The sequence below is a fragment of the Streptomyces sp. CAU 1734 genome (assembly GCF_039888735.1).
Classification (GTDB): domain Bacteria; phylum Actinomycetota; class Actinomycetes; order Streptomycetales; family Streptomycetaceae; genus Streptomyces.
On record NZ_JBDQQP010000003.1, the window covers coordinates 220,946 to 236,054 of the forward strand.

Genomic DNA, 15,109 nt, shown 5'->3' on the forward strand with positions numbered 1-15,109 from the left:
AGGACCCGCCGTGAACGCCCCCGCCGCCCTCTTCGAGCCCGTCCGGCTCGGCGACCTCACCCTGCCCAACCGGATGGTCATGGCACCGATGAGCCGCGCCCGAGCGGATTCCGCCGGCACCCCCGGCACGCTGATGGCGGACTACTACGCCCAGCGGGCATCGGCGGGGCTGATCGTGGCCGAGGGCACCCACCCGTCCGCCGCCGGAGCCATCGGCCCCGGCGCGCCGGGCCTGTTCACCGACGCCCACCAGGACGGCTGGGCGCGGGTGGCCGACCGGGTGCACGCGGCGGGCGGACATGTCTTCCTCCAGCTCATGCACGCGGGCCGGCTGGCCCACCCGGACTTCCTGCCCGGGGGAGCCGCACCGGTGGCCCCCTCGGCGGTGGCCGCCGGCACCCTCGTCCACACCCCGGGCGGCCGGGTGCCGGCCGTCACCCCGCGGGCACTCACCGAAGCGGAGATCCGGGAGCTGGTCGGAGACTTCGTCCGCGCAGCGGGCCGGGCGGTCGCCGCCGGCCTGGACGGGGTGGAGATCCACGCCGCCAACGGCTATCTGCTCCACCAGTTCCTCGCGGAGAACACCAACCTCCGCACGGACCGCTGGGGCGGGGACACCGAGGGCCGGATCCGGCTCACCGCCGCGATCACCGGGGCCGTCGCGGACGCCATCGGCCCGCACCGGGTCGGGGTGCGCGTCTCGCCGTCCAACCCCTTCGGCGACCTCGCCGAGGCCGACCCGTACGGCACCTACACGGCCCTGGTGGGCGCGCTCGCGCCGCTCGGGATCGCCTATCTGCACCACGGCGAGACGGGCACCGCACTGGACACGGCCATCAGGGAGCTGTGGCCCGCCCCGCTGATGATCACCCCGCTCCCGGCCGACCGGGACAAGCCGGAGGCCGCCGCGGGCGCCCTCGCCCGGGGCGCGGACCTGGTCTCCTTCGGCCGGGACTTCCTCGCCAACCCCGACCTGGTCGACCGCTGCCGTATCGGCGCACCCCTCAACGAGGCCCGGCGGACGGGCTTCTACGGCGGGGGAGCCCACGGCTACACCGACTACCCCACCCTCGGCGCGGAGGGCTGACACCCGCCGGGAGCCCCGCCCGCGCGGGGCTCCCGGCCCGGTCGGGTACCTTGTGGCCGATTCCGGGCGTCGCCCGTTCGAGGAGGGAGAACCCGATGTCCGCGCATGAGATCGAGGACCTGGTCGCGGACTCGATCCGTGTCCTGGACGACCACACGGAGCCGGACGACCCGCGCGTCCGCGACTGGTTCGCGGCGCTGTACGGCTTCCAGAGCGTGTACGACTGCTCGTTCACCCACTTCCGGGTGATGGACATCCTGCTGCGCCGCCGCTACACCTACCGCTTCCCGGTCGCCCGGCACCCCGACCACGCCGGACGGCGCGAGTACTTCGACGGACTCACCGAATTCACCGGCCTGCGCGTCCTCGACGAGGAGGCACCCGGCTTCGACGGGTACGAATCCTGGCTGGAGGACGGCTACATCGACCCGCCGTTCCTCTACTGCGACGCCGGCACCGCACTGTGGCGGCGGATGACCGCCGCCGGTGAACTGAGCGGCCCCGACGCCGCCCCGCCGCGCCCCGTCCCGCTCGTCGAAGCCGTCCGCGAGATCGCGGTCGCCGCCGAGCGGGAGCGGGACCGTGAACTCATCGCCATGTGGTACGCGTTCGGCTGCGAGATCCTTGTCGGCGGCCCCGCCGGCTGCCCCTTCGATGTCGACGAGCTCGCCGGGATGCCGGCCGTGCGAGAGCTGCGCGCCGTGGTCCGCCGCACCGGCGTCCTCTCCGACGCACAGCGGTCGCCGCATGCGGTCCCCGCGGAGTTCGCCGGCTGCCCGGAGCTGGAAGCCTGGTGGTGGCGGCTTTGAGAGCGGCACCCCGCCGGGCCGCTCCCGCGGAAACCTCATCCGTCCCGGGAGCGCGGACATCCGGAGCGCGGCGTCGGCGCGCCATCGCGCCCGCCCGCGACTCGGCGATGGTCAACTCCCCCGTACCGCGCGGACACGACGACAGCCGACGGGCCGCCGCCCGACCGCAGTGATGTGTACGGGGGTTCCCGGGCCGCTCTGATCGCCCGGGGCAGCGGCTTCCTCGCCAACGGCCGGACCCGGGTCGGGGCGAGGGGGTGAGCTCTCCGCCACCGGCGAACCCGCCGAGGAGGCGAGCACCGTCACCGACCGCGCCCTCGGCTCCTCGGGGCCCCGGCGCCGGAGAAGGTGACCCGTACGGAAGACCGGCGGTCACGGCTTCGTCAGCGGCGAGGGCGCCCCCGCCGAGGCCGGCGCCCCATCGCCCCGCTGGTCACGGCGGTTCCGGCGGTTCCGGCGGCTGAAGGGTGCGCATACGCCTCCGCCGGCGCGAACCTCCCCGCATCGTGGCCGGTATGTGATCATCCGGAGCTGCCGGCACTCGTTCCCCGCTGCTAAATTCACTCCCATGTCCTTCCTCATGGCGTAGGCACGCCCGAAGCCCCGCGACCGCGCACCGCGCTCGCGGCACTCCGGCGTCCCTTCTTCCGCCTCGACCGAGGACTTCCCCATGTCTCAGCCCGTTGCCGGGCGGCCTTCCTATGCCGCCGTCCTCCGCCTTCCCCACGCCCGACGCACCTTCGCCGCCGCCCTGCTCGGGCGGCTCTCGTACGGCATCGTCGGGCTCTCCGTGATGCTGGCGGTGACCCGCTCCACCGGCTCCTACGCGGTGGCCGGCACCGTCCTGGCGCTCTTCGGCGCCACCAGCGTCTTCCTCTCCCCCTTCCGGGCCGCCCTCGTCGACCGCCACGGACCGCGCACCGCTCTGCTGCCGATGGCCCTGCTCCACGCGGGTCTCCTCGGCGCCCTGGCCGCGGCCACCTGGCGGCCCGGCGCCGCCGCCCCCGTACTCGGCGCCCTGGCCGCCGCCGCTGGTGCCGCGGCGCCGCCGCTCGGTCCCTCGATGCGGGCCGTCTGGCGTGAGCTCACCGATGAACCAGCCCTGATCCAGCGGGCGTTCAGCCTGGACAGTGTGGCGGAGGAGATGCTGTTCGTCTCCGGTCCGCTGCTGGTCGGCGCCCTGGTGCAGATCCTGCCCCCGGCCGCCGGCATCGCGGCGAGCGCGCTGCTGGTGGCCGTGGGCACCTGCGCGTTCGTCCTCTCGCCGGCCGTGCGGAACATGCGGCCGGCCGCGGCCGGCCGGGCCGCGGGCGATTCCCCGGCGCGCGGCCGGGGCGGTCCGGGACTGATCGCGCCCCTGGTGGCGGCCGGCGTCGGGCTGGCGCTGGGCGCCATGGACCTGCTCGTCCTCGCCTTCGCCGCCGAGCGGCACCACGGCGACGCGGTGGTCGCCTGGGTGCTCGCGGCCCTCTCGGCGGGCAGCGCCGCCGGCGGTCTGCTGAACGGTGCCGTCACCTGGCGCGTCAGCGCCCGGGTGCGGCTGCCGCTGCTGGCCGTGGGGCTGGGTCTCGCCCTGGCCGCCGCCGGACTCGCGCCGGGCCTGGTGACACTGACCGCCGCGGTGGCGTGTGCCGGTTTCTTCGTGGCACCCGCCCTCACCACGGCGTATCTGCTGGCGGACGAGATGGCGCCGCCGGAGCGCCGCACCCAGGCGGGCGCCTGGGTCAACACGGCCGTGAACGCGGGGATTTCGGGCGGCACCGCGGCGGCCGGGCTGCTGGTGGGACGACTCCCGCTGGGCGTGTGCTTCGCGCTGGCCGGCGGCGTCACCCTGCTGACGGCCCTGGCCTGCGCCGTACAAAGGCCGCGGAAAGCCGTGTCCACCACCGGCGGGCCGGTTCCCGAGCCGCTCACCGCGCCGCGGGACGCCGGCGAACCGGCCGTGCGGTAACGGCGTCCGTCCGCCGCGTCGCACCGGACGCACCGGCCCGCCCGCCGGGCGTCCGGAGCCGGGCCGGCGGGGGCCGCGCGGCGCCGCGTGCGCGCCGCCCGGCCCCGCCGACCCGAAGGGAGCAATCCGGGAGGTCCGGCCGCCCCCGCGGGCGTACGGTGGGAGCCACGCTCGCCTCCGGGGGTGCATGCACAGATGAAACGGTCGGCCCGAACACGGTGCGGTGCGCCCGGCGTCATAGCCGCGGCGGTACTCGCCCTGCTGCTGAGCGCATGCTCGGACGGCTCGGACGAGCCGCCGGCGGAGTCGTCCCCCTCGCCGGCGGGACCGGTGCTCGCCGTGAAGATCGACAACGCTCCGCAGGCCAGGCCCCAGACCGGGCTGAACGCCGCGGACGTGGTGTACGTGGAACAGGTCGAGGCGGGGCTCAGCCGGCTGATGGCGCTGTACGCGACCCGGCTGCCGGGCTCCGTGGGGCCGGTCCGCAGCGCCCGGGAGTCGGACCTCGAACTGCTGGCGCAGTTCCCGGAGCCGACACTGGTGTTCTCCGGCGCCCAGTCCAAACTGCTGCCGCTGATCGCCGACGCCCCACTGCGGCCCGTGACTCCCGGTGACGCCCCGGCGGGCGCCTTCACCCGTGATCCGGCGCGGACGGCCCCGTACAACCTCTATGTGCGCCCGCCCCGGGTGCAGAACCGGCCGGCCGGGGCCGTGGCCCTGGAGCGGGCCGGATTCCGCGAGGGCCCGGCGCCCGGCGGCGGGGAGCGGGTGAACGAGCGCACCGTGCGCCTGCCCAGCGCCCGGTTCACCTTCACCTGGTCCGCCGGCCGGGGGCGCTGGCTGATCGCGATGGACGGCCGCCCGGCGGCCGAGCCGGACGGCACGCCGGTGACGGCGGCGACCGTCATCGTCCAGCGGGTCGAGATCAGGGAGTCCCGGTTCCGGGACTTCATGGGCAACAACACCCCGCTGACCGTGACCGTGGGCTCCGGCAGTGCCGAGGTGCTGCGGGGCGGACAGGCCCACCGGGGTGAGTGGAAACGCCCGTCGGCGGAGTCCGGAACATCCTTCACCACCCCGGACGGCGATCCGCTGAACATCGCGGACGGGCCCGTATGGGTGATGCTGGTGTCCCGCTGACGGACCGGCGAGCGGCGCCCCGCCTCTCGCCGCCGGCCCCTGAAGTGCCCCGGCCGTCGGCCCGCGCACGTCCAGGGGGCAGCGCCGACGGCGGCCGTCAGCGGCGACCGGTGATCGAGGGCGCTGACCGAAACGGCCTCAACCACCGCGCCACCGGGCGCGGTTGCGGCGGACGGTGCGGCGGCGCCCCGTTGCTAACGTTGCCGGTATGGAGTTGCGGACGCTCGAATATTTCGTCGCCGTGGCGGAAGAGGGGTCTTTCACCAGAGCGGCCGCCCGCTGTCATGTCGTTCAGCCCGCGATCAGCCAGCAGATCCGGAGCCTGGAGAAGGAGCTGGGCGAGCCGCTCTTCGACCGTCTGCACCGGCGGGTCGTGCTCACGGCCGGCGGTGCCGCCCTGCTGCCGCACGCGCGGGCCTGTCTCGCGGCGGCGAGAGCCGCGTCCGTGGAGTTCGCCGGCCGTGCCGGGCTGCTCGGCGGCTCCCTCGCACTCGGCACCGTCGGCAGCCTGGAGGGCACCCGGCTTCCCCGGCTGCTGGGGGAGTACCACCGCCGCCACCCGGGGGTGACGGTCGAGTTCACCGGATCGTCGAGTCCGTCCCTGCTGGCGGCGGTCCGCGGCGGGACCCTGGACGGGGCGGTCGTGGCGGAGCCCCGGGAGGACATGTCCCGGGTGCTCGGATCCCGCGTCCTGCTGCGGGACCGGATCGTCGCCGTCCTCCCCGCCGGGAGCGGTACGGCCGGCCGGCCGCTGACCCTTGAGGAGGTGTCACGGGGACCCGTCATCACCTACGGGCCCGACAGCGGCGTCCACGGATTCATCAGCGCCGCCTTCGAGGCCCGCGGGCTGCGGCTCGACATCGCCTGCGCGACCAACAATGTGGCGCTCCAGCTCTCCCTGGTCGCGGAGAACTTCGGCATCGCCCTCGCTCCCCGGTCGAGCCCGGCGCTCTCCGGCGATCCCCGGGTCACGGTGGTTCCGCTGGAGCCGGCCATCTCCTTCCGGAAGGTGTTCGTCTGGCGGCTGGGCAGCCGGCCGAACGCGCCCCTGCGCGCCTTTCTCGACATGTGGCCCGGGCCGGCCGCCGCCGGGTCCGGCGGAGAGTAGAGCCGGGCCCTACCCCTGCTCCGCCGCCGGGCCGGGGCGGCCCATCGGCAGCAGATACTGGAGCGGCTGGTCCAGATCGTCCAGCCCGAACACCTCGTGCGCCAGCTCGTCACGGAACCCGCCGAGCGGGGTGGTCCCGAGACCGAGCGCGGTGGCCGCGAGGAGCAGCGACTGCGCCAGATGTCCCGACTCCAGAAGCCCCAGACGCAGGGCGCGCAGCCCGTACCGCCGCCGGAGCCGGCCGAGGTCCGCGTACAGCCCGAGGAGCACCGGGAGCCCTTCCGCGACGATGCCGTCGGGATCCCCGGCGGGGCGGGACAGATAGGACGAGAGGGCCCTGATCTCCTCCGCGGCGGGCGCCGGGCCGATGTACCGCAAGCACCGCCGCTCCGGCACACACTGATAGGTGCCGGGCTCCAGACCGCCGACATCGAGGACGATCAGCCGGATACCGGCGGTGTACAGGGCGCCGGGGCTCGGATAGGAGCGATGGTGCATCAGCGCCCGGCCCCCGTCCGGGAGCGGGTGGACCGAGGTGTGGCCGAAGGCATGCGCGCCCCACAGCAGGGTGCCCAGTGTCGTGGCGTCCAGCGGCCCGGTCAGCGCACCGCGCCGCGAGACCCGGCTGGTCATCACGGTGCGCAGGCTCGTGTCGGGGAGCGGACCGGCCGGGAGGGGGATGTCGTCCGGACCGGGAGCCCCGGCCGGGACCGGACCGGCGGGAGCCGTCACCCGGGCCGCCGAGTCCTGTTCGCGTCCCAGCTGGAACTTGCTCCGCTCCAGATACTGCCGGTCGGGCGACAGATGCCCGGCCGGGAAGAACGACGCCTCGTCGCCCCGGTCGAGAAGCGTGCGCGCGGCGAGCCGGCAGACGGCGCGCTCCTCGTCGGGCGCCGTTCCCAGCCGGTTGAAGAGCATGTGCAGCTGGGAGGCCCACACCCGGGGCCGGTCCGTCCCGGGGCAGCGGGTCCGCAGCTCCCCGTCGGCCGCCCGGACACCGCTGTACCACTCCAGCAGCGGGCCCGGTGCCGTGCCGTCCGCCAGCCCCCGCCGCACCGAATCGGCCCGGGCCGCGAGAGCCTCGCGCTGAAGCGCGTACACCTGATTGACCCTGGCGTGGATGTGCTGCGGGCCGAGCAGGGCCATCTCCTCGACCCATCGCCAGCCGGCCGCGTGGCGGCGCAGCCACTGGGCGGCCGTCAGCGGATCCATTCCGCAGGCGAGCGCCGTGGTGTGGGCGAAATCGACGGCGAGGGCGAGCCGTGCGCTGCCGCGCGGGGCGTCCGCCAGCGCGCCCACCGCGACCTTGCTGGAGAGCAGGAACACCTCCTCCGCGACCGGGAGGGCGTCCGGGCCGCCGTACCGCGCGGTCTCCGGCACATAGGGTTCCGGGCGGATCTCGCCGTGCCGGCCCAGCGGTGTGCCGTCCGGCCCGCCGAGATCCTCCCCCCGTGCCCGCCAGGCATCGGCGACCGGCAGCCGTCCCGTCAGGCGCGCCAGCGTCCCGGGCAGCGAAGCGGCCGCCTCCGGGTCCGCTCCCCGCACCCGGACGCGCAGATGGGGACCGCCCTCGTCGTAGCGGATGAAGAACCAGCCGCCGGCCCTGCCCCCGGCGACGAGTCCGTCGAGCAGCGGTGCGAGGCCGTCGTGCAGAAAGGCGTCGGTGACCTCGGGGGCGGACCGCAGAAAGCAGTGCAGGCTGAGCCAGCCGGCGGCCCGCGGGGAGGCGGCGGCCGGTGCCGGGAGTTCGGTCGTCACATCGGTGGAGTCCGTCACTTGATGTCCAGTTCGCTCGGCGCGTCGCGGGAGGGGTGGAGGCGGTACGGGGGACCGCCTCCCGGGCGGGGAGAGCGGCCCCGGCGGGGAGAGCGGCCCCGGGCGGGCTCAGGGGAACGGATGCGGGTGCGGGGAGAGTTCGTCGTGGCGCAGCACCCGCTCCGCGCGGCCCAGCCGGTACGGCACCTCGAGCAGCCGCGGCAGACCACGGGTGCGGCGGTTGACATGGCCGAAGGTCATCGGCAGCGACCCGGGGACCACGACCTTGACGGTGCGGAGCCCGAGCCGGTCCCGGACACCGGGCTCGTCCTGGGAGACGACCACGACCTCCAGCCCCAGCCCGGCCAGTTCGGCCACCTTCCGCTCCAGCAGCGCGGTGAGATCCCGCACCGGCTCGGGCGCGCCGGGCCAGAGCTCCCATGGACCGGCCGCCGGACCGCCGTCGTCCAGGAAGTCCAGCCGGGACCGCGCCTCGGGCAGCGTGTTCACGGCCACATGGTCCGCGAGCGAGGTGATCAGATCGGGCCGGGCGAGCAGACCGAGCAGCCGCCGCCGGTCGTACAGCTCCGGTTCGGCACGGTGCCGGTGCACGGCGTTGGCCACATTGGTCACCACCTCGGAGACCGCCGAGCGGATGGCCGCACGCGGATCATGGTGCCCTCCCGCGGCGATGAACGCCTGTGGAGCCGGGGACCGCGGGTCACGGTGGAGGGCGACCGCGATCACCACGGGTACGCCCAGGTCATTGGTGGCGTCGTACAGGGTGACCCGGTAGCCCGCGAGTGCCGCGCGATCGGTCAGATGGACCACTTCCGGATCGTCGGCGGGCGGGGTGACACGGCGCAGCGGGGTGCGCGCGTACCAGGCCATCAGAAAGGCGTCCCGCTCGGCGACCTCGAACAGCCCGTACAGCGCGGCCTCCTGGGGGCTGTTGCCCAGACCGCAGCCGTTGGAGCACTCGAACACCACCCGGGGCCGGCCGGGGCTCGGGTCCCAGTAGGCGACGTGCTCGGGTACCGCCAGGGGGCGGTCGTGGGTCAGGGACCAGCCGTGCACCCACTCCAGCGGCAGCTCCGGGGTGTAGGGAACCGTCCCGGAAGCGGGGTGTCCGTGGTGGACGGGGTCGGGCAGGCCCAGCCGTACCGGGTCCAGCGCGCGCTCCGGACCCAGCTCGGCGTACGGGGCGCGGAGCACGGTCCGCCGGCCGGTGGGGCTCATCGACGCGAGGCGTTCGGCGGCCTCGAAGAGCGCGACGCGTTCACTGCTGTCGAAGTCGAGACTCCGCCCGTAGCCGCCGTCGCGCCCATGGCGGCCGAAGGTGACATAGGCGCTGGTCAGATTGTGGACGGACTCCTCGGTCCGCAGAATCTGGTTGACCGGCCCGAACCTCTCGTCGAACAGCTCCGACCGCAGCCGGGCGGTTTCCGTCCGGGGGTTGGGCTCGCGCAGCGAGGCGGGATCGGGCGGGGGGCCCGGCAGCCGCCGCGCGGCCGGGCCGAAGGCGGCTTCGGCGGCGTCCGCTCCATCGGCGGGCAGCGGCAGACAGACAGCGCAGCCGCCCACGGGCCGGAAGGCGTGCGTCGACCAGGTGGCCCGGCCGCTGTGGACGACATGGACGACCGCGTCGGACCCGGTTGCGGTCTCCGCTTCCGCCTCCGCTTCCGTCTCCGGTTCCGCCTCGGGGGAGTCCACCGCGCCGGCGAGCAGATCAGCGGCCAGTGCGCCGACGGCGTCGAGGAAGGCGGGCGACGGCCGGCCCGCGAGCCGCAGCCGCCGGCTGTGCCAGGGCACCCGACCGCCGATGGTCGCCAGCCGCTGGTACTCGCTGCACGACAGACACCCCCGCGCACCCGGCCGCAGCACGGGCCCCACCACCGTGAGCGCCCCGTCCCCCCGGACGGGGACCAGCGTCACCGGATGCCGCAGCGCGTGGCGGGAGAGCTCCGCCGCCGTGCCGAGACTCCACTCGTCGAGCAGCACGACGGCACCGCCACCGGTGAGACGCAGGGCGCCCGGCACATCGACCACGACGGGATGGTGTTCGGCCAGGGCGTCCAGCAGCGGGCCGGTGGTGGTCATCGGAGTCCTTCCACGAGGGCGGTGCGCACAGGATCGTGGCGGTGCGAGCCGGACGCGCCGCCGGCACCGTACCCGCCCGGCTCCATGGCCAGTACCGAGAAGCCGCACTGCCGCAGCGCGGACCACACCGGGTGCGCGGGCGCGCCGCGGGCGGGCTCCCAGGGCCGCGGACGCACCCCGGTCACCTCGGCCAGCGCGTCGCGCAGACCCTTCTCCCGGCCGGCCGTCTCGCCGAGCCACGCCGTCGTCCAGCCCCCGTCCTCCCAGGGAGCCGGCTCCGCCGTCGCGGCGAGCACGGCCGACGCACCGCTCGGCAGTGCGAGATGCCGCAGGTCCGGTGCGTGCGCGCGCAGTTGGACGCGGACGACCGCGCGGAGCGCGGCATAGGCCGCCGCGTCGTCCGCCGTGGCCTCCACACCCGTGCCGAGGAGCCGGGGCGGGCCGCCCGCCGCCGGACGCCCGCGCACCTCGGCCCGGAACACGCCGTCGTCCGCGCCGATGCGGAACACCGCCGCCTCCGCCGCCACGCCGAGCCGCCGGACCAGCACGGACCACCAGTGACGCGCCTGCGGATGGACCGCCCCGTCCGGCCGCCACACCACCGGACGCTCCGGTGCCCCCGGGCCGCCGCTGTGCGGGCGGCCGGCGGCCCGCCGCAGCGCCCGGCCCCTCGCATGCTCCGGATTCACCCCGACGACGAGATCCGCACCGCCGAGGGTCAGTTCGGCGGCCCGGCACACCGCCTCCAGCCGGGCGAGGTCCGCCCGCGCCGCCCCGGCGAACAGGGCCCCACCCGGCACCGCGCACCGGACCAGGGGCACGGGAAGCTGCGGCAGCGCACCGGGGGAGGGCTCGTCCAGTACGCCCACCTCGCCGTCGCCCAGCACGGGAATCCGGGCCAGCGCGTCGGCCAGGGTGAGCGGAGCCGCACCGGCCGCCGGCCGGCCGCCGTCCGCCGGGGCGGGGCGCGGCCAGGTCCGGTACTCGCCCCGCAGCGGCCGCTCCCCGGCGATCAGCACCGCCGGCAGCTCCGGCAGCAGCCGGGCGCCGCCCGCCTCGGCGGACGGATCACTCAGCCCGGCGGCGGCGCACAGCAGACGCTGCGCCGCGGCGGCGGCCACGAGCGCGCTCACCGCCGGATGTTCCCCGGTGTCGCGAGCCTCCCGCCGCGCCGGCCGCGCGGCCAGGGCCGCCGCGTCCGCCCGCACCTGTCCGGGGCTGCCCACGGGGGTGACGAAGCCGCCGCCCGCGTACACCCCCGCGGCCACCGCGAACACCTCGCCGCCGGCGGTCGACGCGGCGGTCAGGATGATCCGGCCGGCGGGCAGACCGGTGTCCCGCACCGGCTCCGCCGGGGTGCCGCTGTGGTGCAGCGCGCGCCCGGCGGCCCGGGCGAGCGCGCCGTCCGGCCGGCCGGCGAGCAGCCGCGTCCGGACCCGGGCGAGCCGGTCCGCCGCCTCGGCCGGCCGCCCGGCGGCCGTGTCGAGCCACTGGCCCGCGAGCCCGCCGGGCGTGCCGTCGGTCCCGTACCGCTCGACCAGCAGATCATGGTCGTGGAGCCGGCCGATCAGGGTCACCAGGGCGGCGCGCAGCGGCGAACCGGCGGGCGCCGCGCCCGCCAGGGCCGTGCCGCCGTCCCCGGCCAGGGCATCGGCCAGGTGCTCCCAGAGCGCGGGGATCGCCGGATTGCCCTCCAGCGAGACGCTGGTGATCCAGCCCCGCAGATGCACCCCGTCCCGGAGCACGGTCGCCGACACCCCCGGACGCAGCCGCCATTGCCCCAGGGAGTCCAGCGCGTCCCGGGGCGCGGGGGTTTCGGGCGCGGTCCGGCGGTCGGTCATGGGTGTCCCCTCCGATTCGTCTTCCCCTTGGGCTTCCTCTTCGTCCCCGCGCCGGCTCTGGTGCGGGCCGGGAGCCGCCCGGCACTCACCCGGGCCGTCCGGGCCGGTGGCTCTCCACCACCAGCTCGACCGCCGGGCCCGTCCCGCCCGGGCCCGGGGCCGGCAGCGCCTCCTCCAGGACCGCGCCGCGCGGGTGCCGGGCGAGCCACTTCCCCAGACAGCGCAGATGGAGCGCGTCGCCCAGGTCGATGAACTGCGGCCTGGGCCGGTCGAGAGCGTCCAGCAGCTCATCCGCGACCCGGTCGCCCCGCGACGGCGGCGCGGCGTGCAGATAGACCTGGTCGGGTACGCCGAGCAGCGCCCGCCACCGTGCCACCGCCGCCACCGGAACGCCGCCCTCGGCCGCGAGCTCCGCCCGCAGCGCCGCCACGCCGCCGCCCGAGAGCTGCCAGCGGCGCCGGCGCAGCACCAGATGGCGGTGGCGCAGCCGGGGCGTGTACACGAGCTCCCCGCCCGGTACGGCACTGACCCGGCGCGGCGTCAGAATCCTGAAGTCGGTGATGCCGTGCGGATGGTCGGTCAGCAGCGGCGCGAGCCGGGGCTGGAGCAGCAGGGGCGCGAACACGCCCGCGTAGATCACGTCGATCGGCTCGCCGGTCGCCTTCAGCCTGACTCGCACCTCGTCGTGGCGCGGATCGTGGAAGAGCTCCACATCATCGGCGGCGAGCGAGGTGTACGAGCGGTCGGGGCCGATCTCGTCCGGCGCGAAGAGCGGATGCAGGTTGGCGTTGAAGCCGCTGACGGGCCGGATCTGCGCGGCCCGCGCACCGGGAGCGAGCGCCCCGAGCACCGCGGCCCGTGTCCCCCGTACCGCCCCGGGGGGCAGGGCGGCCAGGAACCGGCTGCTGAAACGCCCCCACCCGCCGTACACATGGTTCACACAGAGCAGACCGCCGTGCCCGCGCTGGAGGAAGAGGGAGTACGACACCGGGCGCCGGGTCATTCCCGGCGGTGTCCGGCCGAGGATCTCGGCGACCCGCCCGGCCGGCAGGACGGCATCGGCGCCGCCGCCCGGGTACGCGCCGTGCACCGCCTCCACCAGCTCGGCGCGGAGCGCCGCGAGCCGCCCGGCGCCGTCCGCCGGCATGGGGCCGGCGGGCCGTGTCCACAGCGCGCCGGAGTTGGCGCGCCGGGCGGCCTCCTGCCAGCTCTCACAGGCGTCGGTGCCGAAGTCCCAGACATGGGGGCAGACTCCGCCGGGGCCGTAGCGGGCGACGAAACGGTCCCGCACACAGTCCCGGATCACCGGACCCAGGTCGAACAGTTCGGCCAGCGCGGCCAGTTCGCCGAGCGCCGTGTGGTCCGCGCCGCCGAGGAAGCCGTCCAGCCGGACCGGCTCCCGGAGCACCACATCCTCGCTCAGCACGGTGAGCCCGGCGGTCTCGCCGCCCACCGGGCGGTCCAGATCGCCGAGCAGCGCGGCCCAGCGCTCCCGGAGGCCGGTGAGCACGGCGGTGCGGCGGGCCGGCTCCGCCGTGGCGAAGGTCCGGCCGGCCGCCGTGATCTCCTCGATCCGGCCGGCCATCTCACGGTCCCCGGGCAGACCGGCGGACTCCCGGAGCCAGTGCGCCAGCCGGGGCAGCGGATCCGGGTCCTGCGGATCGAAGGGCTCCACGGGGACGAGGAGTCCGGCGTCGCTCAGCCGGCGGAGGAAGGCGACCGCCGCGTCGGACTCCCCGGGGCCTGCGAGCGCCCGGGCCAGCGTGTCGAGGCGGGCGGGCCGGTCGCACAGGGCGGCGAGCCGGCGCAGCGGCTCCGCCGCGGCGAGGGCGACCTCGTCGTCCTCCACGGCGAGGAAACGCGCGGAGGCGAAGGCGGTACGGGAGCGCGCGAGCCCGGCCCGGCCGTCCGAGAGCCGCAGGCTGCTGCACATGCGGTGGGGCAGCCCGGCCCGCCGGACCGGGTCCGCCAGCAGCGCCGCCGCCAGTGTGTCCGCCAGGGTCCGGTTGGTGCGGACGACCGCCGAGGCGGCGTCGAGCGGCAGCTCCGCGCCGCTCCAGGGGGCCCCGGGCCGCCCGGAATCCGCCGTCGCGGGCGGCAGTTCACCCCAGCCGACGGCCGTGAACCAGGAGAGCGGGGTCGTCCGGGCCGAGGCGCGCATCGCATGCCGCAGCACCCCCGCCTCCTCCTTGCGGGCCCTGCGGTCGTCCCGGCCCTCGCCCGCCCGTACCACCGCCCGCAGCAGATCGGCGCTGGTGAAGGAGACGGCCCGGGCGAACACCGGCTCCCGGCACATCCCGGCGAGCGCCGCCCGCCCGGCGGCGAGCGCGGCTTCGGATCCTGCCCCGGCGGCCCCGAGCAGTTCGGCTCTCCGCCCCCGCGCGGCGAGCCAGTCGCGCAACCCGGGCACCCGGCCGGGCAGATCACCCAGTGCCGCGAGGACGGCGGGCCGCGGATCGCGGTGGTTGTGCACCGCGCGGCGCAGCGGCAGCACCACCTGCCGGTGGAACTCCTCCCCATGCCCCGCCCGGCTCGCGTACAGCGCGTCACCGAGGGCGGGAGCGAGCGCCGTGAGCCGGCTCTCGACCGAGGTCAGTTCCGCCAGCGCGGCCCGGAAGGACCGGGCGGGGCCGGACTCGGCGGGCAGCGCCAGCAGGGTCGTACGGATCATCGCACCGGCGGCCAGCCGGGGGACGGGGGCGCTCCGCGAGCCGGCGGCCCGCGCCGCGGGCGTCCGGTCCTCCCGGAGTGGCTGTTTCCGGAGTGACTGTTCCTGGAGTGACGGCTTCACTTCGATCCAGTCGACGAGGCGTGCGGAGGGTGGAGAAGGGGGTGGTGGCGGGGGGCTTCCGGGCCGCCGGGGCGTGGAGGGAAGGCGGCGCGGAAGCCCTCACCGCGGCTGCGTCAGGAGGGCTCGCTCATGAGGGGCTGCTGCACACTGCACTGGCAACTGGCACAGCCCATGCAGGATGTCGAGGAGGACGAGGACAGCGAATAGGTGGACTCACCCGTTCCCGCTGTGTCGCGCATCGAGGTGACGGTGATGTCACCGAGGTCCAGTCCGTTGAGGTCGAAGGAGGTGGCCAGATCGCGGAGTGTCATGTGTTCTCCCGGTTGAGTGAGAGGAAACAGCACGGTTTCTTTGCACCGCTTTTGCAGATTAGGACAGGAGTGAAGACCAAAGTCGGCGGCCGGAACGGGACTTGACATACTGCCGACGTCTTCGCGAGCCTCCGGCGTCCGAAAACAACTCCGTCCCCGCGACGGCCGGAAGCGCGCGCAGTGGGGATTTCCGGCGGTGTTCCGTTCGCTCAGCGG

The 15,109-nt window shown here is 75.8% G+C and carries 10 protein-coding genes; 5 read left to right on the forward strand and 5 right to left on the reverse strand.

Annotated features, from left to right (window positions below):
• Window positions 1-10: 10 nt before the first annotated feature.
• From AAFN69_RS07140 to AAFN69_RS07160, 5 genes are all read left to right on the forward strand, one after another.
• On the forward strand, window positions 11-1,087 hold the full coding sequence (locus AAFN69_RS07140; RefSeq protein WP_347727457.1) for an alkene reductase: 1,077 nt from the start codon (window positions 11-13) through the stop codon (window positions 1,085-1,087).
• A gap of 95 nt (window positions 1,088-1,182) precedes the next feature.
• On the forward strand, window positions 1,183-1,896 hold the full coding sequence (locus tag AAFN69_RS07145) for a hypothetical protein (protein ID WP_347727458.1): 714 nt from the start codon (window positions 1,183-1,185) through the stop codon (window positions 1,894-1,896).
• 670 nt (window positions 1,897-2,566) lie between these two features.
• A complete protein-coding gene (locus AAFN69_RS07150) occupies window positions 2,567-3,847 on the forward strand; it encodes an MFS transporter (protein ID WP_347727459.1) in 1,281 nt (426 codons plus the stop codon).
• A 195-nt stretch (window positions 3,848-4,042) separates the two neighbouring features.
• The gene (locus AAFN69_RS07155) at window positions 4,043-4,987 is read left to right on the forward strand and encodes a DUF3048 domain-containing protein (protein WP_347727460.1); all 945 of its coding nucleotides are present in this window, start codon (window positions 4,043-4,045) and stop codon (window positions 4,985-4,987) included.
• Between the two features lie 208 nt (window positions 4,988-5,195).
• Complete coding sequence (locus AAFN69_RS07160) at window positions 5,196-6,095, forward strand: LysR family transcriptional regulator (protein ID WP_347727461.1); 900 nt, start codon at window positions 5,196-5,198, stop codon at window positions 6,093-6,095.
• A gap of 9 nt (window positions 6,096-6,104) precedes the next feature.
• Here AAFN69_RS07160 and AAFN69_RS07165 read toward each other — a convergent pair whose 3' ends face one another.
• The 5 genes from AAFN69_RS07165 to AAFN69_RS07185 all read right to left on the reverse strand — a co-directional run bounded on the left by AAFN69_RS07165 (window position 6,105) and on the right by AAFN69_RS07185 (window position 14,893).
• Window positions 6,105-7,871 (reverse strand): thiopeptide-type bacteriocin biosynthesis protein, encoded by a 1,767-nt coding sequence (locus AAFN69_RS07165; RefSeq protein ID WP_347727462.1) that lies wholly within the window; start codon window positions 7,869-7,871, stop codon window positions 6,105-6,107.
• Window positions 7,872-7,979: 108 nt separating this feature from the next.
• Window positions 7,980-9,950 (reverse strand): TOMM precursor leader peptide-binding protein, encoded by a 1,971-nt coding sequence (locus AAFN69_RS07170; RefSeq protein ID WP_347727463.1) that lies wholly within the window; start codon window positions 9,948-9,950, stop codon window positions 7,980-7,982.
• Complete coding sequence (locus AAFN69_RS07175) at window positions 9,947-11,791, reverse strand: hypothetical protein (RefSeq protein ID WP_347727464.1); 1,845 nt, start codon at window positions 11,789-11,791, stop codon at window positions 9,947-9,949. Before AAFN69_RS07175 ends, AAFN69_RS07170 begins: the two co-directional genes overlap by 4 nt.
• An 85-nt stretch (window positions 11,792-11,876) precedes the next feature.
• The gene (locus AAFN69_RS07180) at window positions 11,877-14,462 is read right to left on the reverse strand and encodes a lantibiotic dehydratase (RefSeq protein WP_347727465.1); all 2,586 of its coding nucleotides are present in this window, start codon (window positions 14,460-14,462) and stop codon (window positions 11,877-11,879) included.
• Between the two features lie 233 nt (window positions 14,463-14,695).
• A complete protein-coding gene (locus tag AAFN69_RS07185; RefSeq protein ID WP_347727466.1) occupies window positions 14,696-14,893 on the reverse strand; it encodes a thiazolylpeptide-type bacteriocin in 198 nt (65 codons plus the stop codon).
• Between the last annotated feature and the right edge of the window lie 216 nt (window positions 14,894-15,109).

Coding starts and splice junctions, on each gene's coding strand:
- AAFN69_RS07145 (WP_347727458.1), top strand. CDS start 1,183: ATGTCCGCGCATGAGATCGAGGACCTGGTCGCGGACTCGATCCGTGTC.
- AAFN69_RS07150 (WP_347727459.1), top strand. CDS start 2,567: ATGTCTCAGCCCGTTGCCGGGCGGCCTTCCTATGCCGCCGTCCTCCGC.
- AAFN69_RS07155 (WP_347727460.1), top strand. CDS start 4,043: ATGAAACGGTCGGCCCGAACACGGTGCGGTGCGCCCGGCGTCATAGCC.
- AAFN69_RS07160 (WP_347727461.1), top strand. CDS start 5,196: ATGGAGTTGCGGACGCTCGAATATTTCGTCGCCGTGGCGGAAGAGGGG.
- AAFN69_RS07170 (WP_347727463.1), bottom strand. CDS start 9,950: ATGACCACCACCGGCCCGCTGCTGGACGCCCTGGCCGAACACCATCCC.
- AAFN69_RS07175 (WP_347727464.1), bottom strand. CDS start 11,791: ATGACCGACCGCCGGACCGCGCCCGAAACCCCCGCGCCCCGGGACGCG.
- AAFN69_RS07180 (WP_347727465.1), bottom strand. CDS start 14,462: ATGATCCGTACGACCCTGCTGGCGCTGCCCGCCGAGTCCGGCCCCGCC.
- AAFN69_RS07185 (WP_347727466.1), bottom strand. CDS start 14,893: ATGACACTCCGCGATCTGGCCACCTCCTTCGACCTCAACGGACTGGAC.